The sequence below is a fragment of the Cyclobacteriaceae bacterium genome (genome assembly GCA_013141055.1).
Lineage (GTDB): Bacteria > Bacteroidota > Bacteroidia > Cytophagales > Cyclobacteriaceae > ELB16-189.
Genome location: JABFRS010000002.1, coordinates 887,756 through 911,262, shown reverse-complemented (window position 1 = coordinate 911,262; position 23,507 = coordinate 887,756). Strand labels below are relative to the sequence as shown.

Annotated in this window: 24 protein-coding genes; 9 read left to right on the top strand and 15 right to left on the bottom strand. The window is 43.8% G+C overall.

The window, feature by feature from the left end; genetic code table 11:
* The first annotated feature begins 88 nt into the window (after nucleotides 1-88).
* Nucleotides 89-1,144, top strand: coding sequence for an AI-2E family transporter (locus HOP08_18595; GenBank protein ID NOT76937.1), 1,056 nt, complete (start codon nucleotides 89-91; stop codon nucleotides 1,142-1,144).
* Nucleotides 1,145-1,202: 58 nt separating this feature from the next.
* On the opposite strand, the gene HOP08_18590 is transcribed toward HOP08_18595, so the two are convergent.
* Complete coding sequence (locus tag HOP08_18590; protein ID NOT76936.1) at nucleotides 1,203-2,294, bottom strand: alkene reductase; 1,092 nt, start codon at nucleotides 2,292-2,294, stop codon at nucleotides 1,203-1,205.
* A gap of 172 nt (nucleotides 2,295-2,466) precedes the next feature.
* Between HOP08_18590 and HOP08_18585 the strand changes: the two genes are divergently transcribed.
* The gene (locus HOP08_18585) at nucleotides 2,467-2,859 is read left to right on the top strand and encodes a VOC family protein (GenBank protein ID NOT76935.1); all 393 of its coding nucleotides are present in this window, start codon (nucleotides 2,467-2,469) and stop codon (nucleotides 2,857-2,859) included.
* Between the two features lie 50 nt (nucleotides 2,860-2,909).
* Here HOP08_18585 and accC read toward each other — a convergent pair whose 3' ends face one another.
* From accC to pdxA, 8 genes are all read right to left on the bottom strand, one after another.
* Nucleotides 2,910-4,265, bottom strand: coding sequence for an acetyl-CoA carboxylase biotin carboxylase subunit (gene accC, locus HOP08_18580; protein ID NOT76934.1), 1,356 nt, complete (start codon nucleotides 4,263-4,265; stop codon nucleotides 2,910-2,912).
* A gap of 61 nt (nucleotides 4,266-4,326) precedes the next feature.
* Nucleotides 4,327-4,812, bottom strand: coding sequence for an acetyl-CoA carboxylase biotin carboxyl carrier protein (gene accB, locus HOP08_18575; protein NOT76933.1), 486 nt, complete (start codon nucleotides 4,810-4,812; stop codon nucleotides 4,327-4,329).
* A gap of 101 nt (nucleotides 4,813-4,913) precedes the next feature.
* Complete coding sequence (efp, locus tag HOP08_18570) at nucleotides 4,914-5,477, bottom strand: elongation factor P (GenBank protein ID NOT76932.1); 564 nt, start codon at nucleotides 5,475-5,477, stop codon at nucleotides 4,914-4,916.
* A gap of 58 nt (nucleotides 5,478-5,535) precedes the next feature.
* Nucleotides 5,536-6,531, bottom strand: a complete 996-nt coding sequence (locus HOP08_18565; GenBank protein ID NOT76931.1) for a ketoacyl-ACP synthase III — start codon at nucleotides 6,529-6,531, stop codon at nucleotides 5,536-5,538.
* 135 nt (nucleotides 6,532-6,666) lie between these two features.
* A complete protein-coding gene (rpmF, locus tag HOP08_18560) occupies nucleotides 6,667-6,858 on the bottom strand; it encodes a 50S ribosomal protein L32 (GenBank protein NOT76930.1) in 192 nt (63 codons plus the stop codon).
* Between the two features lie 6 nt (nucleotides 6,859-6,864).
* On the bottom strand, nucleotides 6,865-7,386 hold the full coding sequence (locus HOP08_18555) for a DUF177 domain-containing protein (protein NOT76929.1): 522 nt from the start codon (nucleotides 7,384-7,386) through the stop codon (nucleotides 6,865-6,867).
* A 137-nt stretch (nucleotides 7,387-7,523) separates the two neighbouring features.
* A complete protein-coding gene (locus HOP08_18550; GenBank protein ID NOT76928.1) occupies nucleotides 7,524-7,916 on the bottom strand; it encodes a hypothetical protein in 393 nt (130 codons plus the stop codon).
* 72 nt (nucleotides 7,917-7,988) lie between these two features.
* The gene (pdxA, locus tag HOP08_18545) at nucleotides 7,989-9,023 is read right to left on the bottom strand and encodes a 4-hydroxythreonine-4-phosphate dehydrogenase PdxA (GenBank protein ID NOT76927.1); all 1,035 of its coding nucleotides are present in this window, start codon (nucleotides 9,021-9,023) and stop codon (nucleotides 7,989-7,991) included.
* Between the two features lie 119 nt (nucleotides 9,024-9,142).
* On the opposite strand from pdxA, the gene rsmA reads away from it, so the two are divergent.
* From rsmA to HOP08_18515, 6 genes are all read left to right on the top strand, one after another.
* Nucleotides 9,143-9,922, top strand: coding sequence for a 16S rRNA (adenine(1518)-N(6)/adenine(1519)-N(6))-dimethyltransferase RsmA (gene rsmA, locus HOP08_18540; GenBank protein NOT76926.1), 780 nt, complete (start codon nucleotides 9,143-9,145; stop codon nucleotides 9,920-9,922).
* Nucleotides 9,906-11,261: a magnesium transporter gene (gene mgtE / locus HOP08_18535; protein ID NOT76925.1), complete on the top strand. Its 1,356-nt coding sequence runs from the start codon at nucleotides 9,906-9,908 to the stop codon at nucleotides 11,259-11,261. The genes rsmA and mgtE overlap by 17 nt, the downstream gene beginning before the upstream one ends.
* 113 nt (nucleotides 11,262-11,374) lie before the next feature.
* Nucleotides 11,375-12,202 (top strand): pentapeptide repeat-containing protein, encoded by an 828-nt coding sequence (locus tag HOP08_18530; protein ID NOT76924.1) that lies wholly within the window; start codon nucleotides 11,375-11,377, stop codon nucleotides 12,200-12,202.
* 198 nt (nucleotides 12,203-12,400) lie between these two features.
* A complete protein-coding gene (gene greA / locus HOP08_18525) occupies nucleotides 12,401-12,877 on the top strand; it encodes a transcription elongation factor GreA (protein ID NOT76923.1) in 477 nt (158 codons plus the stop codon).
* A gap of 3 nt (nucleotides 12,878-12,880) precedes the next feature.
* Nucleotides 12,881-13,273, top strand: coding sequence for an HIT family protein (locus HOP08_18520; GenBank protein ID NOT76922.1), 393 nt, complete (start codon nucleotides 12,881-12,883; stop codon nucleotides 13,271-13,273).
* 1 nt (nucleotide 13,274) lies between these two features.
* Nucleotides 13,275-14,369 carry an alanine racemase gene (locus tag HOP08_18515; GenBank protein ID NOT76921.1) on the top strand — a complete coding sequence of 365 codons (1,095 nt, stop codon included), beginning with the start codon at nucleotides 13,275-13,277 and terminating at the stop codon, nucleotides 14,367-14,369.
* A gap of 4 nt (nucleotides 14,370-14,373) precedes the next feature.
* Here HOP08_18515 and HOP08_18510 read toward each other — a convergent pair whose 3' ends face one another.
* The 6 genes from HOP08_18510 to HOP08_18485 all read right to left on the bottom strand — a co-directional run bounded on the left by HOP08_18510 (nucleotide 14,374) and on the right by HOP08_18485 (nucleotide 20,441).
* On the bottom strand, nucleotides 14,374-15,429 hold the full coding sequence (locus HOP08_18510; GenBank protein NOT76920.1) for an NAD(P)-dependent glycerol-3-phosphate dehydrogenase: 1,056 nt from the start codon (nucleotides 15,427-15,429) through the stop codon (nucleotides 14,374-14,376).
* Nucleotides 15,407-17,101, bottom strand: coding sequence for a glycerol-3-phosphate acyltransferase (locus HOP08_18505; protein ID NOT76919.1), 1,695 nt, complete (start codon nucleotides 17,099-17,101; stop codon nucleotides 15,407-15,409). The genes HOP08_18510 and HOP08_18505 overlap by 23 nt, the downstream gene beginning before the upstream one ends.
* A gap of 40 nt (nucleotides 17,102-17,141) precedes the next feature.
* Nucleotides 17,142-17,381 (bottom strand): hypothetical protein, encoded by a 240-nt coding sequence (locus HOP08_18500; GenBank protein NOT76918.1) that lies wholly within the window; start codon nucleotides 17,379-17,381, stop codon nucleotides 17,142-17,144.
* An 84-nt stretch (nucleotides 17,382-17,465) separates the two neighbouring features.
* Nucleotides 17,466-17,816, bottom strand: coding sequence for a hypothetical protein (locus tag HOP08_18495; GenBank protein ID NOT76917.1), 351 nt, complete (start codon nucleotides 17,814-17,816; stop codon nucleotides 17,466-17,468).
* A 34-nt stretch (nucleotides 17,817-17,850) separates the two neighbouring features.
* Nucleotides 17,851-19,029 carry a DUF1501 domain-containing protein gene (locus tag HOP08_18490; GenBank protein ID NOT76916.1) on the bottom strand — a complete coding sequence of 393 codons (1,179 nt, stop codon included), beginning with the start codon at nucleotides 19,027-19,029 and terminating at the stop codon, nucleotides 17,851-17,853.
* Between the two features lie 11 nt (nucleotides 19,030-19,040).
* Entirely contained in the window at nucleotides 19,041-20,441 is a 1,401-nt protein-coding gene (locus HOP08_18485; protein NOT76915.1) for a DUF1800 domain-containing protein, read from the bottom strand.
* A 186-nt stretch (nucleotides 20,442-20,627) separates the two neighbouring features.
* Here HOP08_18485 and HOP08_18480 point away from each other — a divergent pair, with 186 nt between their 5' ends.
* Complete coding sequence (locus HOP08_18480) at nucleotides 20,628-23,492, top strand: gliding motility-associated C-terminal domain-containing protein (protein NOT76914.1); 2,865 nt, start codon at nucleotides 20,628-20,630, stop codon at nucleotides 23,490-23,492.
* The last annotated feature ends 15 nt before the right edge of the window (nucleotides 23,493-23,507 follow it).

Here is a 23,507-nt window from a genome sequence, read left to right as displayed (position 1 = left end):
TTCACTTCCCATGGCAGGGTATTTGTATTCTTCCTGAAAACCTCTAAACCCCCAAATCAGCTTGCAACAAGAATCCACCCGGTATCTTATTTATTCCAGAATTGCCCAGATCATTCTAGGCATCATTGGATTCTTTTTCATTCTTTACGTCGGACAGGAGATTTTGATCCCGGTAGTATTTGCCATTCTGATCGCGATTTTGCTGAACCCGATTGTGAACTTCCTGTGTTCAAAGAAGATCAACAGGATCATTTCAATTGTTATTGCCATTCTCTTCCTCACTATTGTTTTTGGAGCCCTGGGATTCTTTATCATTACTCAGGTCGGGCAATTCAGTGACACATTCCCATTGTTCAAGGAGAAGTTTTCAATTCTCACCAACGACATACTACACTGGGCGGCAGATACTTTTAAGATAAGTGAGCCGAGGATCAAAGAGTGGATCAGCAAATCTCAAAAGAACATTGATGGCATGATGGTGCTGGAAGGAGTGATGGGGACTCTGAAGGGCATGCTCGCGGTCTTTGTCATGCCCGTTTTAATATTTATCGTTCTTTACTATAAACCGCTATTCCTTGAATTTATAATGGAGCTGTTTGAAAAACGTGAACAAGGTGTAGTTTCAGAAGTATTCACGGAAACAAAATCTTTAATACAGCAGTATCTCGTCGGACTTTCCATTGAAGCGATTATTGTAGCGGTGCTCAATTGTGCGGGATTGTTAATTTTGGGAATACCATATGCAATTCTTCTTGGAGTATTAAGTGCCTTGCTGAATGTAATCCCTTACATAGGAATACTGTCGGCAAGTGCATTGACAATTCTTATTGCTATGACTATGAAATCTGCCGGAGCGGGACTTTCAGTATTCATTCTTTTTCTGATAGTGCAGTTTATCGACAATCAATATATTCTACCCAAGATCGTGGCAGGAAAGGTTCAGGTCAATCCTTTGTTTTCCATTGTAGTAGTGTTTGCTGGTGGAGCTCTATGGGGAATACCAGGAATGTTCCTCGCTATACCGCTTACTGCTATTGTCAAAGTTATATTTGATCGTGTAGATTCTTTAAAGCCCTTTGGACTTCTACTCGGCGATACTATTCCGGGTCAGGCTAAGAGTACAGGCAAGAGTTCAAAAAAATAAGTTTAATTATGAGGTTGACGTTTTCAGCCAACCTCATAATTAATGATTTAAGGATTGATTAAGCAATTGCTTTCGCGGATACCAACTGATAATCAGTATAGCCTTTTTCATCTGGCATGTAGAAGGTAGTAGGATCAGGCTTTACAAGCTCCAGATCATTTTCAAGGACGTGAGGAAGATTTGGATTTGAGATGAATGAACTTCCAAAAGAGATCAGATCAGCTTCATTGTTTTCAAGCGCTTTGATAGCGCGTTCTTTATTATAGCCGCCATTTAGAATGAGCAGCTGATTGAAGTTTGTTCTGATTTGTTTCAGGAGCTCCTGACCCTTCTCATTGCTTCTTGCTGCATAATCTACAACATGAAGATATACGAGTTTCATACTGCTTAGTTCTTTTGTCAGGTAGTCATAGGTCTCAACGATCTCATCATAATGTGGCATGGTGTTGAAGGTTCCATAAGGTGAGATTCTGATGCCCGTCTTTTCAGGTCCTATACGTTCAGCAACAGCTCTGGCGACTTCGATGACAAAGCGCGCACGATTGATAAAGCTTCCACCGTATTCATCCGTTCTTGTATTGGAATTTGGATTAAGAAATTGCTCCAGTAAGTATCCATTGGCGCCATGAAGCTCTACTCCATCAAATCCTGCTTTGATTGCATTGCTCGCGGCTTGTGCATACTCTTCAATGGTACTTTTAATTTCTGCCAGGGACATCTCTGCCGGCTTCTCTGTTTTCTGTAATCCCTTTGTGTCTGTCCACATATCAGTATCGGCAGAAATAGCTGAGGGAGCAAGATGTTTTGCGTTCTTGGGAAGATTCTCACTGTGAGCTACTCTTCCGGCATGCATCAGTTGTGTAAAGATCTTACCATTATTCTTGTGAACTGCGTTGGTGATTTTTTTCCAGGCTTCTACCTGATGATCACTGAATATTCCCGGAATCCTGGCGTAACCCAATCCGTTAGGTGAGGGAGAGTTGCCCTCTGAAATGATCAGTCCGGCGGAAGATCTCTGCTCGTAGTATAGGGCCATCAGATCGTTCGGTGTATTATTGATAGCGCGGCTTCTGGTCATAGGAGCCATGACAATTCTGTTAGAAAGTTTTAATCCTTTGTTAAGCGGAGTGAAGAGTTTTGATTGAGTCATAATTTTAATTGTTGAGTTCAGGCAGAGATAACTTTAACTTCTGTTGTTCAGTTCAGACAATAGCCGACTATATTTTTGATTTTTCACTGCTGAAGGTGAACTTTTCCCGGAAATGGCCTGCAGAAGTCCAAACGAGGATGAGAAAGTTGAGTTCTGGTCTTTAATATTGTCTATGATTCAGAACATTGCTCATGTGGCCATCGTCGTAAGAGATTACGATGCGGCTATAAAATTTTATACCGAGAAGCTGAACTTCGTCCTCAGGGAAGATATAAAAATGGATGGGGAGAAGCGCTGGGTGCTGGTTCAGCCTCCTGGCTCAACGGGTTGTTCGCTGTTGCTGGCAAAGGCAGTTGGCGATGAACAGGCGGATAGAATTGGAAATCAAACGGGAGGAAGGGTTTTTCTTTTCCTCAGGACAGATGATTTCTGGAGAGACTATAATTCTATGATCGCCAAGGGTGTTCGTTTTGTTCGTGAACCTAAAAGCGAAGCGTACGGAATAGTTGCTGTATTCGAAGATCTCTATGGTAATCTCTGGGATCTTCTTGGCGCTCCGGCATAAAAAAGCCACCCCTTTCGGAGTGGCTTTTTAGAAATTCGGTATTCAGGTGCTTATGATTCTTTAAGAGTAGAAAAATCAAAGCTTGTCTCCAGGAACTTCGTCGTGAACTTTCCTGATTTGAATATTTCATTATCCATCAACGCAAGGTGGAATGGAATAGTAGTCTTGATACCAACAATGACAAACTCACTTAATGCTCTCTTCATACGGGTGATCACTTCATCCCTTGACTGACCTGTTGTGATCAGCTTGGCAATCATTGAATCGTAGTTGGGAGGAATAGTGTATCCGGCATAAACGTGACTATCTACACGAACACCATGTCCTCCGGGTAAGTGTAGGTTAACAATCTTTCCTGGTGATGGTCTGAATCCGTTAGCAGGATCTTCTGCATTAATGCGGCACTCCATGGCGAATAAATTAGGGAAGTAGTTTCTTCCTGAGATCGGTACGCCTGCCGCAACTTTTATCTGTTCTTTGATAAGATCGTAGTCCGTTACTTCTTCTGTGATAGGGTGCTCCACCTGGATACGGGTATTCATTTCCATGAAGTAGAAGTCTCCGTGCTTGTCCACCAGGAATTCAATCGTACCAACACCTTCGTAGTTGATTGCTTTTGCTCCCTTGATGGCAGCCTCACCCATACGCTCGCGCAACTCCTGGCTAACAATTGGAGAAGGTGTTTCTTCCACCAGTTTCTGATGTCTTCTCTGGATAGAGCAATCACGTTCTGAGAGGTGACATGCTTTACCATATTGATCTCCGACCAACTGTATCTCAATGTGACGTGGCTCTTCTACAAATTTTTCAAGATAGAGACCGTCATTACCGAATGAGGCACCTGCTTCACGCTTGGCATCATCCCAGGCTTTCTTGAATTCGGATTCATCATTGATAATCCGCATTCCTTTTCCACCACCGCCGGCAGTTGCCTTTACAATGACAGGATACTTTATCTCTTTGGCGATCTTCATTCCTTCTTCAATGGAAGAAAGCAATCCGTCAGAACCAGGGATTACAGGTACACCTGCTTTTCTCATGGTATCCTTGGCGGTAGCCTTATCACCCATGAGATTGATCATGGTAGGAGTGGGCCCGATAAATTTAATTCCGTACTCATGACAGACGGCAGAAAATTCAGCACGCTCAGAAAGAAAACCATATCCCGGATGGATAGCATCGGCATTGGTGATCTCGGCAGCAGAAATGATCCGTGGAATGTTCAGGTATGAATCTTTGCTTGGAGGAGGTCCGATACAAACTGCTTCATCAGCAAAACGCACATGAAGGCTTTCGCGATCAGCAGTAGAGTAGACCGCAACAGTTTTGATATCCATTTCCTTGCATGTGCGAATAATACGCAATGCAATTTCCCCACGATTGGCTATTAATATTTTCTTAAACACGTTCGTTCAGTTTGGTAGTAAAATAGTTTGTTGGTTTAAATCAGAGCATAAAGCTCACCAACTAATCAGGTTCTACGATAAATAGCACCTGATCATATTCCACTGGCGATGAATTTTCAATCATCGCTCTTACGATCGTACCGGATACTTCCGATTCTATTTCATTGAAAAGCTTCATCGCTTCAATGATGCAAACAGTTTGTCCTTTGGTAACCTTATCACCCACTGAAACGAATGAAGGGGTGTCAGGATTGGATGAGCGATAGAATGTACCGATCATTGGCGACTTGATTTCAACGGTGTTCTTTCCTGGAACCGCAATTGGAGTTTCAGGTTTTGCAATCACTGGAGGAGTAGTAATCTGCTGATGTGCTGCAACCTGCTGAGGAGCTTGCATGGTCATCATCGCTGGTGCTGATGATTTCATTACTTTCTGATCCGGCTCACGCTTCACATGAAGCTTAAGTTCTTTTGTCTCAATGTTGACTTCATTAAGTCCCGACTGGGAGATGAAGTCAATGAGGTCTCTTATTTCACTTGTTTTCATTTCTTGGTTTGATTTGGGTCCTTCCGACTTAGCTGCGGCTGCGGATTTTGATTTGCCTTTTGATGTAGATTCTTTTGTCATTTTTTGGCAATGGTTAGTAGTTACTTAACACGTTCAATATACGCCCCTGTTTGGGTATCGATTTTTACATTGTCTCCTGTATTGATGAATAACGGTACGCGAATTTCTGCACCGGTATCAATTGTTGCTACTTTCAAGGTGCGGGTTGCTGTATCTCCTTGAACACCTGGTTCTGTATAAGTGATGTTTACAACTACTTGTTGTGGCGCTTCGGCGGTAATGGCAGTTGTTCCGTTTTCGAAAGCGATCATCAGCAAAACACCTTCCTTGATATATTTAGCAGAATCACCTAATAAAACTCTGTCAACATAAACCTGATCAAAGGTTTCGTTGTCCATACATACCAGGCTGTTGCCATCGTTGTAGAGGTACTGATAGTTCTTTGTTTCAACACGCAGAAGCTCTACTGAATCTCCCGGACGGAATCTGTTTTCAGCGATTTTTCCATTGCGAAGGTTGCGCATTTTTACCTGATAGAATGCTCTTAGATTTCCTGGAGTTCTGTGTTGAAGTTCTTCAACCTGCATAATGTCGCCGTTGTAGCGAATATAATTTCCCTTACTTAAATCTGAAATCGTAGCCATAGAAAAAATGAATTGTGAAGTTACTAATGAATTAAATATTTACAAGATTACTGCGTCCTTAGCTATTATAAGCCCACTTTACATAAACGGCACCCCATGTGAATCCACCTCCGAAAGCTGCAATAATCAGATTGTCGCCTTTCTTTAATTTCTTCTCATAATCCCATAGTAAAAGCGGAATCGTACCGGCAGTGGTATTGCCGTATTTTTCAATGTTCATCATTACTTTATCTTCTGTAATGCCCACTCTGTTAGCAGTGGCATCAATGATGCGTTTGTTCGCCTGGTGAGGAACCAGCCATTGAATGTCTTTTGATGTAAGGTTGTTGCGCTCGGCCACCTGTGCTGCGACATCCGCCATGTTGGTAACTGCAAATTTGAATACAGCAGAGCCCTCCTGATACACGTAATGCATTCTTTTATCCACAGACTCATGCGTTGCAGGCATGCGACTGCCGCCGCCCTTCATGTGCAGGTAGCTTTCGCCGGCACCATCACTTTTTAATATTGAGTCAATAACTCCAACATCTTCCGTAGTTGGTTCCAGTAACACACAACCTGCGCCATCACCAAAGATGATGCATGTGGTGCGATCTGTATAATCGAGGATCGCCGACATCTTATCACCACCGATCACAACTATCTTTTTGTATTTACCTGATTCGATGAAGCTTGCTCCTGTCGATAATCCGAAAATAAATCCTGAACATGCTGCGCCAAGATCATAGCTGAAAGCATTTGTAGCTCCTACAGCAGTAGCAACGATGTTTGCCGTTGCAGGAAATGTCATGTCTGCTGTAATAGTAGCGAAGATGACAAGGTCAATCTCTTTGGGATCTACTTTGGTCTTGGCAAGCATTTCTTTCACAGCAGCAATTGCCATAACAGAAACTCCAAGATGGTCTCCCTTTAATATTCTTCTTTCTTTAATTCCTGTTCGTGAGGTGATCCACTCATCGTTGGTGTCGACGATTGTTTCCAGTTCTTTGTTGGTCAGAATGTAGTCAGGTACATAACCACCTACACCAGTAATCGCTGCTCGGATTTTATTCATATTATATCTAAAAAAAACAAATGCCCGACTGTTATCCAGTCGGGCGTAGACCTATGCTTATCGTTATAGCTGATTCTTAAAATCAGCGAATCGAATCGAATGGTGATTAATCAAATGAAAGAAGTTCATACTTGCTTACGCCAGTACTTCCTTCTCCATTACAACATTACCCTTGAAGTAGAGTTTTCCCTCGTGCCAGTAGGCGCGGTGTGGCAGGTGATGCTCACCAGTTGTTGGGTCAATTGTAAATTGTTTCGCAACAGCCTTGTAGTGAGTTCTTCTCTTGTCTCTGCGGGTTTTGGAGGTTTTTCGTTTCGGATTTGGCATAACTATTTATTTTAACTTTTTCAATTTTTCCCATCGCGGATCGATGGCATCCTCATCTTTTTCTTTTTCACTAATTGGAGAGGAGTAAACCAATTTTATATCACTTTCTTCAAGGTCGTCTTCCTGAAACTTAGGATGTAATCGCTTCATGGGTACGTTTACCGCAATTAACTCATACATATACTGACCTATATCCAAACTTTGCTGATTTCGTGTGATCATCACGATCTCGTCACTCAGTTCTTTTTCTTCTTCACCATACTTGAACAGGATCGTACGATCAATGTCCATCGGAAAATCAAAAGGCTCCAGACTCCTGTCACAAATCAACCTCGCTGTTCCTTCAATGCGAAAATTGGTTTCAATCAATGTTTCGCGTTTGTCAAGGGTCACCGCCGCCTTAAACTGTCCGCCTTCCAGAAGCACCTGACCATAAAGCTTAAAGAACTCATCACCGAACTCGTAGTCAAAGCGATGTGCCTTTTGACTCAATCCAACGATGTTAACCTTAAACTCCTGCGCCCTCATTACTTCCGAAATAAGCGCGCAAATTTACCACGTTTTTCTGAATTGGACGGAGAAATTCCGGATTTGTGAGTTCGTTTTTTGAGGGATTTGAAGGTATTTACTGATTTTGAGCTCAGGCCCATGCTGTGCTGGTACTCTCAGGTGAGTGTATAGTCCTCAAAAACCTTCTTTTTAAGCTGATCCAATGGTACTTTTTCGAAGTTTTCCACAAGGAAATCCACCACCGTTTTCTTGAATCCCAGCTTGATTGCAATGTTTTTGGTGAAAATCAGCTCACTTTCAAAGACTTTCTGATCGACGAAAATCAACTGGATCGAACTTATCAGATAATCAAGCTTTTGACCCTGGGAAAGGGCTCCAAGTGTTTCAATAGGCTCAGGATTGCGAATTAGCTCCGTAACGACCTCTTCCGAGAACTTGCGTTCCCTGGCTATCTGATAAATCATGTCACGCTCGGTCTTGGCGAAATGCTTGTCCGCCTCTGCCAGTTGAATCAGGATGTTGAGCTTTTTCTTGGTAACGATATCCATTCAGTAGTGCTTGCTACCAAATTTAAGCATTCTATCGCTGGAAAAGCAGTCTTCGGGATAAACCTGTATTAGTTACAGACCACTGACAGTCTGATTCGTTCTGTTGTTAATAATATCTGTCGCCAGGAAGATCGCCTGCCTCAGAGAACTTTCATCTGCCTGATTCTTTCCGGCAATGGAATATGCTGTACCATGATCCGGAGAGGTTCTCACGATTGGCAAGCCTGCTGTAAAGTTGACACCGTTTTCAAAGTCGATGTACTTAAATGGAACCAGGCCCTGGTCATGATACATCGCCAGAATGCCATCAAACTTTTTATGCTGGCCTGAGCCAAAGAAACCATCGGCAGGGAATGGTCCAAAGATGAGTTTGCCTTTACTTTTTAAATCCTCGATCACCGGTTTGATCACCTGAATTTCTTCGTCACCGATGAGGCCTTCATCTCCGGCATGCGGGTTAAGTCCCAGTACCGCGATTTTTGGTTTACCGATATGGAAATCTTTCTTCAGCGAAAGTTCCATCAATCTTATTTTCAATTCCACACGCTCGCGTGTAATGTTCTTCGAAACATCTTTTAAAGGAACGTGTTCAGTAACAATTCCAACTTTCAATGATTCACCGACCAGCAGCATCAGACTTTCGGTCGCTTCAAATGTTTGTGTGAGGTATTCTGTGTGTCCGCGAAATGGAAATTCCTCACAGTGAATAGTGTTCTTGTCAATAGGAGCTGTTACGAATCCATCAATAAGACCTTCCTTGATTTCCTCGACTGCTTTCTTCAGGCTTAGCAGTGCGGCATTGCCTGCTTCTTTCGATGGTTGCCCTGGCGTGATCCTGATTTCTTCTTCCCAGCAATTGACAACGTTGATTGCTTTCGGAAAGAATTGTCCTTTTGTCTTTACGGTACTGTAATTCAATTCCTCCAGTGCCATCAGCTTCCTATAATACGATAGGACCCGCGTCGATCCATAGATCACCGGGGTGATCATATTCAAAATGCGTGGGTCGGTGAGAGCCTTGATTATAACTTCAGGTCCGATGCCATTAATGTCGCCAAGCGTGATTCCAATCCGTGGTTTATGAGAAGAGGGCTGAGTAGAATTCATAAGGGCAAGGTAGTGAAAAGTACAGAGAGCGTACAGAAGTCATGAACACAGTTGAAGCAATCACTTGCTGCTTCAACTTATTAATTCTTAATTCTAAAAGAATAGCAGTAGTTTTCAGCATGGTTAGACCCAAGAAATTTCTAGGCCAGCATTTCCTGAAGGATACCAGCATCGCAGAGAGGATCGTTGAATCCCTTGAGCTGCCGGCTGATACCCGATCGGCTGTTCTTGAGATAGGGCCCGGCACTGGTGTTCTTACGAGAGGATTGATGGCAAGAAAGGATGTTGATCTCAAGGTCATTGAAATAGACTTTGAGTCCATCGCTTATTTAAAGAAACAGTTGCCAACCCTTACCCTCCTGGAAGGAGACTTTCTTAAAAAGGATATTGCGTCCTTCTTTCCCGGCTCTTATAGCATCATTGGAAACTTCCCTTACAATATATCTTCACAGATATTCTTCAAGGTTCTGGATCACCGGAACCAGGTTGATCAGGTGGTGTGTATGCTTCAAAAAGAGGTAGCCGATCGTATTTGTTCCAGTCATGGAAGCAAAGTCTATGGGATCCTCAGTGTTTTGTTGCAGGCTTTCTATGATATTGAGTATTTGTTCAAAGTTCCACCGGGAGTTTTTATCCCGCCGCCTAAAGTGATGTCAGCGGTTATCCGGTTGAAGCGAAATAAAAGAGAGACACTCGATTGTGATGAGCAACTTTTCAAGAGAGTTGTTAAGGAGTCATTTCAAAAGCGCCGGAAAACCTTGCGTAACGGACTGAAACATCTAAATTTGCCCAGTGAGTTGGTGGTGTTGGACATCATGGACAAGCGACCTGAGCAATTATCAGTAGAGGATTTTATTTCTTTAACACGATTGATCCAACAAAGTGAAGGAGTTCGTTGAATTTGAATTGACCAAAGAGTTTCGTGACCGCTTTCAGGAGGCCCTGGATCAGCGTGATAATGCTTTTATCCTTGAAAGCCTTACCGATATCAATCCGGCTGATATCACTGCTCTCTTGTATGAATTCAATTCGGAAGAGTCCAAGTATACCCTCGATATTTTACCGCTGGAAGTGCGTTCCCAGATCATCAGTGATCTTGATAGTGAAACCCGCACGACCTTTCTGAAAAACTATGAGCATGGTGAGATCACGGAAATCATTGATCTCCTGGATTCCGATGATGCGGCAGATATTCTTAATGAACTACCTATCAAGACCAGTGAGGAAGTAATCGCAGGTCTTAATCCTATCCTCAAATCACAGGTTATTGATCTTCTCCGATACGATGAGAATGTTGCCGGTGGTTTGATGGCGAAGGAGTTGATCAAGGCACGCAGCAACTGGTCTGTAGTTCAGTGTGTGGAGGAAATCCGCAAGCAGGCGGAAAATGTTACCAAATTCTACACTGTGTTTGTTGTGGATGAAAATGACAAGCTTCTGGGAACGGTTTCTTTACAGGAGATTGTCACCTCGGATGCCAATAAATCGGTGGCTGATATCTATGAACAGGATGTCGTTTCTGTGGAGACCTATCTGCCCGATACAGAAGTTGCTGGTATCATGAAAAAGTATGACCTGGAATCTGTTCCGGTTGTAAACGTTCAGGGGCAACTTGTAGGAAGGATTACCATTGATGACGTTGTGGATGTGATCACTGAACAGGCTGAAGAAGATCGTCAGCTCATGTCTGGTATCACAGAGGATGTGGAGGAGGATGACACTGTCTGGAAAAATACCCGTGCCCGACTGCCATGGCTGTTAATTGGAATTTTCGGAGGAATGCTCTCTGCCCGTTTCATGGGATTATTTGAACAGGAACTTGCCCGGGTTACTGCTATTGCCTTTTTCGTTCCGTTGATTCAGGCAACCGGAGGAAATGTAGGAATTCAATCCTCGTCGCTTGTGGTGCAGAGTCTTGCCAGTACTGATTTTGTCGATGAAGGAATCTGGCAGCGATTGACCAAAGTACTGTTTGTTGCTTTATTGAACGGTTTGGTTCTCTCAGTATTGGTGTTCGGTGCCAACTGGATGCTCTTTGGAAACCATCAGCTTTCTATTGTTGTATCGATTGCATTATTCAGTGTGGTAGTCTTTGCCTCGCTGATAGGAACCATTACTCCTTTGATATTGGACCGATTTGGATTCAACCCCGCCGTAGCATCCGGCCCATTTATTACCACGATTAATGATTTATTGGGATTAACCGTCTATTTTATTACGATTCACCTGATGTTATAATCTCGTGTAAGGTTCTCTCAATTATTGTTAAAGTTCCGCTGGTTACTTAATTTACCTTTGTTAAAATCTTTAACCATTTGAAGCTTTTTACAAGACGATTTTCCTGGAAAAACATGAAGGTAAACTTCTCAGACAACGCCAATTCGGTGGTTGAGAAGCCTTTACTTACATCATTGATCGTTTTGGTGACTGTCACCATCCTTGTAGTTGCCCTAAGCTTTAAGTTTTATCTGAATGACTTCGACAAATTCTGGGAGCAGATACTGGTAGAGGCTCATGGTATGATCTTCGATATTGCGATCATCGGTATTTTACTTTTCTGGCTTAATCAAAACGGTGAAATACGTCAGCGGATCAGAACCTTTAAAGATGAGATTGATGACTTTCGTTTGTTGGAGTCAAATGAGGCGGCATTCCGTATGGTGGGGAACATCAAACGTCTTAACCGTCATAAGATCCATGAGATCAATCTTGTTAACTGTTATCTGGCACGCACTCACCTTAGTTATATTAATCTGAAAGGATCTAATATGAATTCGGTGAATCTCTCCAGCGCATCCTTGCTGGAAACCAATCTTGAAAACACCCGTCTGAATCAGACTAATTTTGAAAATGCAAACCTTAATCAGGCAAATCTGAGAGGGGCATATGCCAGTGGAGCGAATTTCAAGGATGCTTTTCTTATCAAAACACAATTTGAAAGTGCATTTTTAATTAAAGCTAATTTTGCAAATGCCTATCTGATGGAAGCTAATTTACAGAACAGCTATCTGATGGGTGCTGACTTTGAAAATGCGAGTCTATATAAAGCAGACTTCAGAGGAGCGAAAGGACTTACCATTGATCAGCTCTCAAAAGCGAAGACGCTTTATCTGGCGAAATTTGATGATGATCTTCAGGAACAAATCAAAGAAATGATGCCAGAGCTTGCGGAAGCCTGAGGTAAGTTATTGAATCCACATTTTATAGTAGATCAGGCGCTTTTAGCTCAACGCTTTGTGCTTTATGGCCATTTTAACTATCTTTGAATTCATAAAGCAACAACGGTTTCCGCAACGAAGCCGTTGTTGCTTTTTTGCCGTATCCTGAATCAATAGCGTTACAGCATTTATATAGTAGATCACATAATTCGTTTCATTATGAGCAAGAGTATATCATATTATACAAAAGAGGGGTTGGAGAAGATGACGAAGGAACTCAACGAACTTAAAACCTCTGGACGTAAATTCATCGCTCAGCAAATCGCTGAAGCTCGTGATAAAGGTGATTTGAGTGAAAACGCAGAGTACGATGCAGCGAAAGATGCACAAGGTCACCTTGAAGCAAAGATTGCCATGCTTGGCGAACTTGTTTCCAATGCAAGATTGATCGATGAAAGCAAACTCGATGCTTCCATCGTCTCCATTCTTTCAAAAGTTACCATCAAGAATAAAAAGAATGGCGCGTCTGTTACTTATATGCTTGTATCAGAAGAAGAAGCTGACCTGAAGGCAGGAAAGATATCAACCCAATCGCCCATCGGTAAGGGATTGCTGGGCAAGAAGAAAGGGGATATGGCCAAGATCAAAACACCTGCCGGAGAACTGGAGTTCGAGATTACCAATATCGGCATCTGATTTATGCCTTCGATTTTCACCAGGATCATCCAGCGTGAAATTCCAGCTCACATCGTTGCTGAGAACGAACATTACATTGCCTTTCTTGATATCATGCCTTTGCAGAAAGGTCATACGTTAGTCATTCCCAAGAAAGAAGTTGATTACATTTTTGATCTCGATGCAGAGACACTTTCAGGCTTGCATCTATTCGCTGCTGAAGTGGCAAAAGCCATCAAGACTGTTACTCAATGCAAGCGAGTGGCGGTAGCGGTGCTTGGAATGGAGGTACCTCATGCTCATGTTCATTTGATCCCCATGAATGCCATGAGTGATGCAAACTTCTCAAATCCCAAACTGAAGCTTTCTCAGGAAGAACTTGCTGCTGTTGCCAACAGCATCCGTAAAGAATTATAACATGATAAAAATTGTCAAGCCGACTTTGCTGCTCAACGAAGCAATCTGCAAAGCGAACATTTTGCGCATGGCCGACAAAGCCAGAAAGGCAAATGTTAAATTCCGTCCCCATTTTAAGACTCATCAATCTCTTGCAGTAGGAGAGTGGTACGGTGAGTTAGGTGTGGATTGTTGTACGGTATCATCTATAAAGATGGCCACCTACTTCGCGGAAGGGGGATGGAAAGATATTACCATTGCGTTTCCACTGAACACTCTTGAGATCGACGCTATCAACAAGCTTGCATCCATTTGTAAATTGAATGTCCTCATTGTTTCTCCCGAAACTATAAAGCAATTAAAAGGAAAACTAAAACAGCCTGTTAACTGCTTCATTGAAATCGATCCAGGTTATAAACGTACCGGCCTCCTTCCGACAGACCATGCCGGCATTGATAGAATTCTGGCTGAGATATCTTCCGACCCATTACTGACCTTCAAAGGATTTCTGGCACATGCGGGACATAGCTATCAGTCAAGAACACGCGAAGCAATCATGAAGATCCACAACGATTCAATATTATTGATGAAAGTACTGGGGGATCACTATCGCAAGCAATATCCTCAACTGGTTTTATCTACAGGCGATACGCCAACATGTTCTTTAGCAACAGATTTTACAGGCGTGGATGAGATCCGGCCCGGCAATTCGGTGTTCTATGATCTTCAGCAAACTGAAATTGGCTCATGCACAAAAGATCAGGTGGCCATCGCAATGGGATGTCCAGTGGTGGCGATGAATGAGGAACGTGGTGAGATATTCGTTCATGGTGGAGGCGTTCACTTTGCCAAGGATGCAATGAAAAAGGAAGATGGCACGATGTACTATGGTGAGATCGTAAAACTGAATGACTCGGGATGGGAATTACCGTCCACTACAATGTTTATGAAATCTCTCTCTCAGGAGCATGGGGTGGTTAAGGCTTCAAAGGAAGAGATGAAAAGTATCAGGATCGGTGATGTGCTGGGTGTGTTGCCGGTACATGCGTGCCTTACGGCAGATGCGATGGGTGCTTACACTACATTACAGGGTCAGGAGATTCAAATGATGAAGTAAAAGCTTAAGTCAGCTTGATATCCACGTTCAATGGATAGCGCATGAGATAATCCAGTGCATCCTGAACGGTCATTCCTTCAAACAATACTTTGTAAAGCGTGTCTGTAATCAAAGGACGAACCTTGTAATACTCACTGCACTTTTTCGCAATACGGATCGCGTTGACACCTTCGGCAACTTCTTCCATGTCTTCCAGAATGTCTTTGAGCTTTTCTCCTTTTGCAAGCCGAAATCCTACTGTATAATTCCGGCTCATTGGACTGTTGCAGGTGGTGATAAGATCTCCGATACCTGCAACCCCTAAAAATGTTTTTGTATCTCCTCCCAGCACCTTGCCGAGATAGACCATCTCCACAGCACCGCGACTGATTAATAATCCCTTTGCATTCTCACCGTAACCCAATCCGCTGAGCATGCCCGCGGCGATAGCAATAATATTCTTAATGACACCGGCAATCTCAACTCCTACAAGGTCATTGTTTTCATAAACCTGGAAGCGATCGTTTCTTAACAATCTTTTACCGGTTTGTATCACCTCCTGAAAATGACTTGCCACCACCGTAGCTCCGGGTTGGCGTTGTGCGAGTTCCTTGGCAAGATTGGGGCCGGCCAAACAACCAACCCGTACGACCACTGTCTCTTCCTGAATCACCTCACTCATCGTGCGGACTTGCTTGCGACTGAGGGTCTTCACGGTTTCAATCGTTTCACCCTTTTGTAACTTAATATCAAAACCTTTTGTACCGTGAATGAGAATATGATAGGGATGAAGGAAAGGTGCAAGGGTTTTGATCACCGTTCTGAAATGTGAAGAAGGAACGATCGGGAAGATCACGTCGCACTGACTTGCAAGATATTCCATGTCGCTGGTGGGCAGGACATTCTTGCTCATCTTGTAACCACGGTTCTCGTGGGTTTCCAGAATCTTCTTTACAACTTTTTCATCACGTGCGTAGAGAAGCACCTTACGATTTCTCGCAATGATATTGGCTATTACTGTGCCGAAGTTGCCGGCTCCGATTACTCCAATGGGTTTATCAGATGAGCTTCTCAAGGTCATAGCCCACGAGGCGGTTGTGGTAGTAGTAGAGAACGTTAAGATCCTGTGTAACGATATTTCCTTTTTTGTTTCTCAGCAAGGGTCTCTTCAAATGGAAGATTCCCACGTTATCCAGTCCACGGCGTATAATAATATCGGCTTCTCCCTTGAGATGAGTTGCGTGATAAACTTTACCCTGATCCTTCAGGTTATAGATCTCTTTTCTTACTTTCTTGAACATCGCTTTGAATTCTTCATAGTCGATCTCAAGATCTTCTTCCGGTAAGCGAAGGAATCCAAATAAATCAAGCTTTGGATATTTGCGCTGCCACATTTCAAAAGCAACGAAAGCTACGAGGTGACTTGCGAAAACACGATTAATGCGATGATACTCGCTTACGATCCTGGATGACAGCATGCGGGTATACTCGTTCTCACGCTGCTTGTCGATGGTAACTTCGCCACCCGTCATGAAATACTCACGCGGGTTGATGATCTGTCCGTTAGCATCCAGACTGTTTCCGTCATCGTCAACATAGTTGCCCATAACGTCTAAGCCCGGACCAACGGAAACTGAAATGCTTGAGCCTTTGGTGAAGAACTTGAACATGAACTTGATCAGCTGAAAGCTTCCGTAGTTATCTTCTTCCGCAAAGTAACGATCCTGACCTTTTACCTGGAGATAGTCTTCAATAAGTTCAGGGGCTTCCAAAACAAAGTGATAATTGAGCGTAACCGGCACGACGAATATTTTCTTTGCATCCGGTTTGTTCTCAATATAAAGATTGCGCTGCGCTTCGATTGCTGTGCTGAGCAAGCCAAGCTTCAATTGTTTTTCGATCAGGCCGGAGCGTGAACGCGTTCCTCCCGGGAAGAACAAACTATGAGCGCCTTTCTGAAGTGCAAGATTTGAATACATCCTTAGCGTTTCGAGGTAAGGAAGATTTTTCTTTCTGCGGTCTACCTTATACGCCCCAAGGCTGTTCATAAAGTATGCAAAGATCTTGATGTTGAAGAGGTTTAATCCTGCTCCATAAAGAAATGCCGGTAAACCCAGGGAATGGATCACCCATCCGATCAGAATACTATCCAGATTGCTGAAGTGTGTAGGAACGATAACGACCGTGCCTTCCTTTGCAAGTTTGCGCAACATCTTCACCTTACCTACGATGTGAATCTTATCGCGAAGGCTGTATTGATTTCTGAAGTAGGCTCCGAATTTTTTTACACGTGCTCCATTGAGCAATCGGACAAACCAGAACTTGATGACCTCACGGGCGAAGCGATAAGAGCTTGGCTTGAATGATCCGGCGATCTCATTCGCATAGCGATGTACGATCTCATAAAGAATTTCTTCTTCCTTCTTTCCGGCTTCTTCAGCAGTTTTAGTGTTGAGTTCAATCAGATCATTTTTGATCCTTGACCAGAACTTTGGCTCATCTTTGGGATCGACTCTCCAGCGATTGCGCTTAAGGCGATTTTGTTCACGGAAGACGGTGGCTTCAAGTTCGTCGATCAGTTGTTTACGGGAAGGACGCAAAAGACGGATCTGTTCGATGGCTTTGGCAGTAACCTCTTCCAGGAATTCCTTTCGGTTCTTACTTAGCTGGTAAACAGGCCAATCCGGGATGCCGTCCAAAATAGGCTCATACCCGATATTTTTGTTCTTCTTTTCTACTAAAATCTCCGCCATAGCTATCGACTGGGGTTCAAAGTTAAGAACTTTGAGAACATTAGACCTTTCCCATTGCCTCGTGGAGGGCCTGGCCCATGGATTCGAATCGCTGGAGGGCGGATTGGATGAATTCTTCGGACACCACCAGCTTGATATCCTCTTCTGAAGTAAGGTCGTATTCCTGAATTTTATAAGTCTGCTCAAACGGCCCTTGCTCAAGCTTGATCAGATAGCGATTGTTCCAGTGGAAGAGAGTGATCTTACAATGTGTGTGAGGTATTTCTCCGATGACGCGCATGGAGGCAAGGTAGAAAAAAGAAATCTGAGATGTGCGTACAGGAAGCTCCGGAAACTATTCCTTTTTAAATTTTCTAATGACTCTCTAATTTCTCTTCAGAAGGAAAAATCCGCCAAGGATGGATGCCGGGGCAAATACGAATATGGCTAACAGTTGTGACCAGTGATTGCCTTCTGCTTTGAAGAAGGAGAAAGTTGCAAAGCCAGCGATGATCAGTGCAAGAACATAATTGATGTTCAGATTTTTTGTCCTGGCAATGAGTTGCAATACGAGTCCACCCAACAATGAAAAGATTGTCCCGTAGACAGCCGTCAGTAATTTAAAGCCAGTAGATGTTTCTCCGTGTGGATTTTGTCCTGATACCTTAAATAAGATGACTGAGCTTGCGACAAAAATTGCGTACCCGGCAATAACGCCTGAAATTTTTCTTAGCATGGATCAGTTGATCTTGAGATCAAAGGTAGAAAATCTATACCAATGCCAGCGAAGGAAAACCAGTTCCAATGATCTTTGAATCTGTGCCCAGCCAGTTCTTCAGCATGGTAGCATACACCTGACGAAAGTCTACTTCATACATCAGGTCGCCCTGGTCAAGTCTGAGAAGATCAGGTGTCTTGTTAAAGAACCCTGGTGTTTTAAGCTTGCCACCCATGAGAAATAAATTGTTTGCAGTGCCATGGTCTGTGCCGCCGCTTGCATTCTCTTCCACACGTCTTCCGAATTCCGAAAAGGTCATGATCACTGAACGATCAAAGTTGCCGGTTGCCTTAAGATCTTTCACGAAAGTGTTCACTGCTTCTGAATAAGTCGTCAGCAATCGTTCCTGTTGCGCGGTTTGTCTGACATGTGTATCGAATCCCGTAAGTGACGCATAATAAACTTTTGTCTTAATGCCAGACTGGATCAGTTCGGCAATGGTCTTTAGTCTTTTTGCAAACTCATTGTTAGGATATTCCAGGCCTGAACGTGAGATCTTCGACTTGTCATAAATGTATGCTGCATTCGAGACCGTCTCCGCCATCGTCTTGTACAGGTATTCTACATTGGGCTCATCGGCATGGTTCTCGGAGACCTTTTTGTAAAAAGAAGATTGTGTTGCCTGGTAAAGTTTTGCAGGATCCTTGATCGCCATTCCTTTTACACGTTCGCCCCGCAGTGCAAGACTGAGTGAGTCATCAATCTCTACCGCTGTGTGTGATCCGCATCCTTCGCAATTGGAATCCAGATATCGTCCGATCCAACCCGTTGACAAGTATTCATCCGACTGACTTGCTGTCTGCCAGATATCCATTGATCTGAAATGTGAACGATCCGGATTGGGATATCCTACATTATTGATCACTGTCACAAATCCCTGATCATAGAGTTCTTTGAATTTACTCATTGCGGGATTGAAGCCCAGTTCATCCGTGCCTTTCAGTGCCTGCTCTTTTGTGATTCCAATAGAAGGCCGCATGCGATAATAGACATCGTTGCGGTAAGGGATGATCGTATTCAATCCGTCATTGCCGCCAGACAGTTGTATAATGATCAGAATCTTTTCAGAGTCGGAAACATTCTCTGCCTCCATGGCTTTAAGAAACTGTGGAATCAGCAGAGAACCCGAAGTGATCAGGGCTGAAGTTTTTAGAAATCCTCTTCTTGAAATATTTTCCATGATCAGCAAAGTTGATATTCAGGTACCGACATAAATCCTATAAATGCTTTCTTAACGAACTCAGCATCTCCGTGTGTGCTTCCGGCCAGTCGTGCGATGTTGCTTTGATTCGTTGATGTGGTGGGTCGGGCAAGTAAAAAGCTTTGAATGGTTTCCAGCGTTTCTGTTGCGGAACTTTTGGTAAACTGATTTGCAAGATTTGTCCAGTCGACATTGCATTGGAGTCTTCTCTTTTTTGTTGCCTCTTTGCCCAGGCCATTTGCATCGCCATCATCAGCTGCTTCGAAATCTGTTTCACTGCCTCCAAACAATAGCATGGGCAATGAAACTCTGAAGGTAAGGCTCGTGCTGTCGATCCATCCCTTGCCCGAAGTCCATCCACTTACATTAGGCGGATAGAATAAAATTTGTCCCAGTGCGCGCTCGAGGAAAATAATGCTCTGATCGTTTTCGAATTTGCCTCCGGTGTGCAGCAGCAGGCTGATGATAAGATCGATCGGTGATTTGATCCGGTTACCGATATGAGTGGCATTATTGAATTCATCCGACTGAAGCATCGTCTGCAACAACTTCTGAATGTTATAATCGGATTTGTAAAATGATTCACTCCATTCATCAGCAATTTTGCCTGGCGCATTCTGATCCGAAATAAAGTAACGGTAAAGCTTATTCGTAATGAAGCTTGCAGTCTTCCGATCCTCAAGAATACTTTCCAGGATATCTTCTCCGGTAAAGTTGCGTGTAGTGCCCCTGAAAGTTTTCGAAGAGAAGTCATGCTGCTTCTGCCGGAATTGAAATTCTCCCTGGACATTGAAAGCCCATCCTGTAAAGGCACGCGCCGCTTCTTTAACATCAGTCTCTGTATAATTTCCACGACCCAGTGTAAACAGTTCCATCACCTCCCGTGCAAAGTTTTCATTGGGATGATCTTTCCGGTTTTGCTGGTTGTTCAGGAACTGAAGCATGGCAGGATCTTTTGAAATACCCATGAGCATTTCCCGAAAGGATCCTAAAGCTGAAGTGCGTAGAATGTTATTCTGCTGTTGTGCAAAATAGGGGACCAATGTTCTGCAGGCGAAGTGACCATGCCAGAAGAAGGTCATCTTTTCGCGAAGTGAAGGATCGGCAATTATCTTATCTACCCAGTCGACATTGAGCTTCATGAGTTCCTGACGCGACTTGCTGAAAAGCTCTTTCACCATTTCCTTTCGAGTGGCTTTATCTTTCATGGATTGCAGATCACCGGCATCGATCTCCGGCTTGGGAACCGAATTCAGCAGGGATACCTTTTGCGACTCCTTATTAAGGTCTGCAAGATCGATTGCCGGACGGTTGATACTTAATCCAAATGCCGCACGGTTCATAAGATGTTTTACCCTAGGCTGGGGGATAATGATGCTCATGTTTACGTTTTGTCTCCTTTAGATATTAAATAGAGCGTAAAGTTTAAACGAGTATTCCTCCTGATCCAATATTTAAGATGAATGAGCGTTTTTTACCGTGGAGCAGGGAAATTCTTCTTTTAATTTTAACCTGTAGAACGGCTGAGTTATTGTAAATTTGATTCTTTGAGGTACTAACTTACGGGGATGCGTATTCGATATCTGATTCTTTTGACATTGCTGATATTTTCAGGCTGTTATTCAGCGAATGCCACTCACCTTCGGGCAGGAGAAATAACCATCACCCGCCAGAGCTGTACCAGTCTCACATTTACCATTACCATCACCGTCTATACCAACACGGGTTCCCAGATCAGGTTCGGCGATGGCTTGCTTGATTTCGGTGATGGAAGTGATCCCTTCACAACACCTACTGTTGAAAACACACCCCGCACTGACCTCGGTCCTGATATTGGTACGGTAACGTATTCCACCACCCACGTATACGGTGGGGCGGGTAGATATATCATCAGCTACATTGAGCCCAACAGAAACGCTGGCATTCTTAATATGTCACAATCGGTAGATACTCCTTTTTATATGGAGTCCGGATTCACGATTGATCCGTTTGTTGGTTGCGACAATAGTCCCCGACTGTTGGTTCCGCCAATCGATAAGGCCTGTACCGGTGCAGCATGGTATCATAACCCTGGTGCATACGATCCTGATGGCGACAGCTTGTCGTATGAATTTACAATCCCTAAGAAGAACAGAGGTATTCCTGTTGATAACTACCGCGATCCAAACGTTAAAGAATTCTATGACAGAATTGGTATCAACTATGGCACAGCCAATGAAACTGCTGATGGTCCTCCGACTTTTACAATCGATCCGTTAACGGGAACTATTGTATGGAACTCTCCCGGCGTCTCAGGAGAGTATAACATTGCTTTTGTTATAAGACAGTGGAGACAAGTTGTAGGCATATGGATCAACACGGGATATGTCGTGCGGGATATGCAGATCATTGTTGAAGACTGTCGTAACAAGCGCCCGGAACTACAGGTGCCTGCAGATCTTTGCGTTGAAGCCGGTACAAAAATCAATGCTGATATATTTGCTACCGATCCGGATAATGATCCTGTCAAGATCGAAGCATTTTCACAGATATTAAATCAGGGAGTTAATCCGCCTTTCCCAAGTCCCGCGACTTACACTCCCTTCCCGGCAGTGAATCAACTCACAGGCCCGGGCCATACAGCGAAACTTTCATTTGAATGGCAAACAACCTGCAATCATATTAAAGAACAACCTTACCAGGTGGTGTTCAAGGTCACAGACAATCCACCAGTATCAAGAGGTGCAAAGCTTGTTCAATTCAAAACATGGAATATAAGAGTGGTCGGGCCTGCGCCTGTATTTAAAAATCCTCCGGTACTGATACCATACCGCACCGCAAAGCTTGAATGGAATACCTATCCATGTCAGACAGCAGAAGCAATGCAGGTGTGGAGAAGAGTTGACAGCAAACCGTTTACACCGGCTGCCTGTGTTACCGGCATACCAGAGTCACTTGGATTCACCAAGATCGCTGAAGTGCCAATCACACAAACTATTTATAATGACACGAATGGAGGCAAGGGACTTTCTCCGGGTGCAAAGTATTGTTACAGACTGGTAGCAGTCTTCCCGCGGCCGGGTGGAGGAGACAGTTATGTTTCTGCAGAAACCTGCATGCCGCCGATTCCTGAAACTGCTCCGATCATCACGCATGTGACGGTCGATCAGACGAAGACTTCCGGTGGAAAGATAACCGTTAAGTGGAGAGCGCCTTTTGCACTTCCGGATACAACGATCTTCAGATATAAAGTCTTCCGTGCGGAAGGCCTCTCAGGAATTCTGAAACTTATCAGCCCTCATACCGGAACATTGGTCAACACCTCCTATCAGGATACCGATGTGAATTCAGAGGCTCTTTCCTACAACTACCGTGTGGTGATGTTCAATGCATCGAATCAGCCAACCGATACTTCTTCCACGGCTTCACAGGTACGGCTTGAAGCGAAGCCATTGTTTCAGGAGATCAGACTTACCTGGAATGCTGTTGTGCCATGGTCGAACAAGACAGACAAGTTCCCGTATCATTATATTTATCGCGGACCGGAAGGAGCCACCGAGGCTCAGCTTGTGAAGATTGACAGTATCCGTTCAATCACAGGAAGATTTACTTACAGCGATATAGGGTTGGATAACAACAAGAGATATTGCTACCGGGTTATGACGCAGGGAGTTTATGGAAATCCGCTGATCAAGGAACCATTCAAAAACTTCTCACAGATAATCTGCGCACAGCCGAATGACCTTGAGCCGCCGTGCAAGCAGGAGCTTTCCATTGTTGCTACCACGTGCGATCAGTATTATACTTCACAGCCATGTTCTGTTCAGAGCTTTAGTAACACAGTGTCCTGGAAGAAACCTCTGGACCCGGATTGTCTTCTGGACATCAAGACGTATAATCTTTATTTCGCAAAGCAGGTAGGAGATGAGTTTACACTGCTGGCATCCGGTATTACCGATACCGTATATGTTGATTCGTCATTGCCATCGTTCGCAAGATGTTATAAAGTTGCGGCGGTTGACAGGGCGGGACAGGAGAGTGAGTTGAGCGAGTCATTCTGTTTTGACAACTGCCCTCACTATGAGCTTCCCAATGTATTTACACCTAACGGAGATAATTGTAATGAGAAGTTCAGCGCCTTCAGCGACCGGGCCATCATTGACGAGGAAGGTAATGGACCTTGCGGTGTGATTGATCCTGTTGAAACAAGAAGACGCTGCGCCCGCTTTGTTGAAAGTGTAACGTTCACCGTCAGTAACCGGTGGGGTAAGGAAGTCTATACGTATCAATCCGGTGGAGAGAAAAATATTTATATCGACTGGGATGGTAAGGACAATGACGGCAAGGATCTTTCTTCAGGAGTCTATTATTATAATGCTCAGGTAACGTTCACCGTCGTAGATCCGAATCAGAAGAAGAAGGACATCCGCGGATGGGTGCAGATCATCCGGTAAATCAACCTCTTACAT

Excerpts from the sequence above, each read along its gene's own strand:
- HOP08_18590 (NOT76936.1), bottom strand. The coding sequence starts at position 2,294 with ATGACTCAATCAAAACTCTTCACTCCGCTTAACAAAGGATTAAAACTT.
- HOP08_18585 (NOT76935.1), top strand. The coding sequence starts at position 2,467 with ATGATTCAGAACATTGCTCATGTGGCCATCGTCGTAAGAGATTACGAT.
- accB (NOT76933.1), bottom strand. The coding sequence starts at position 4,812 with ATGAAAACAAGTGAAATAAGAGACCTCATTGACTTCATCTCCCAGTCG.
- efp (NOT76932.1), bottom strand. The coding sequence starts at position 5,477 with ATGGCTACGATTTCAGATTTAAGTAAGGGAAATTATATTCGCTACAAC.
- HOP08_18565 (NOT76931.1), bottom strand. The coding sequence starts at position 6,531 with ATGAATAAAATCCGAGCAGCGATTACTGGTGTAGGTGGTTATGTACCT.
- rpmF (NOT76930.1), bottom strand. The coding sequence starts at position 6,858 with ATGCCAAATCCGAAACGAAAAACCTCCAAAACCCGCAGAGACAAGAGA.
- HOP08_18555 (NOT76929.1), bottom strand. The coding sequence starts at position 7,386 with ATGAGGGCGCAGGAGTTTAAGGTTAACATCGTTGGATTGAGTCAAAAG.
- HOP08_18550 (NOT76928.1), bottom strand. The coding sequence starts at position 7,916 with ATGGATATCGTTACCAAGAAAAAGCTCAACATCCTGATTCAACTGGCA.
- pdxA (NOT76927.1), bottom strand. The coding sequence starts at position 9,023 with ATGAATTCTACTCAGCCCTCTTCTCATAAACCACGGATTGGAATCACG.
- rsmA (NOT76926.1), top strand. The coding sequence starts at position 9,143 with ATGGTTAGACCCAAGAAATTTCTAGGCCAGCATTTCCTGAAGGATACC.
- HOP08_18530 (NOT76924.1), top strand. The coding sequence starts at position 11,375 with ATGAAGGTAAACTTCTCAGACAACGCCAATTCGGTGGTTGAGAAGCCT.
- greA (NOT76923.1), top strand. The coding sequence starts at position 12,401 with ATGAGCAAGAGTATATCATATTATACAAAAGAGGGGTTGGAGAAGATG.
- HOP08_18520 (NOT76922.1), top strand. The coding sequence starts at position 12,881 with ATGCCTTCGATTTTCACCAGGATCATCCAGCGTGAAATTCCAGCTCAC.
- HOP08_18515 (NOT76921.1), top strand. The coding sequence starts at position 13,275 with ATGATAAAAATTGTCAAGCCGACTTTGCTGCTCAACGAAGCAATCTGC.
- HOP08_18510 (NOT76920.1), bottom strand. The coding sequence starts at position 15,429 with ATGACCTTGAGAAGCTCATCTGATAAACCCATTGGAGTAATCGGAGCC.
- HOP08_18505 (NOT76919.1), bottom strand. The coding sequence starts at position 17,101 with ATGGCGGAGATTTTAGTAGAAAAGAAGAACAAAAATATCGGGTATGAG.
- HOP08_18500 (NOT76918.1), bottom strand. The coding sequence starts at position 17,381 with ATGCGCGTCATCGGAGAAATACCTCACACACATTGTAAGATCACTCTC.
- HOP08_18495 (NOT76917.1), bottom strand. The coding sequence starts at position 17,816 with ATGCTAAGAAAAATTTCAGGCGTTATTGCCGGGTACGCAATTTTTGTC.
- HOP08_18485 (NOT76915.1), bottom strand. The coding sequence starts at position 20,441 with ATGAGCATCATTATCCCCCAGCCTAGGGTAAAACATCTTATGAACCGT.
- HOP08_18480 (NOT76914.1), top strand. The coding sequence starts at position 20,628 with ATGCGTATTCGATATCTGATTCTTTTGACATTGCTGATATTTTCAGGC.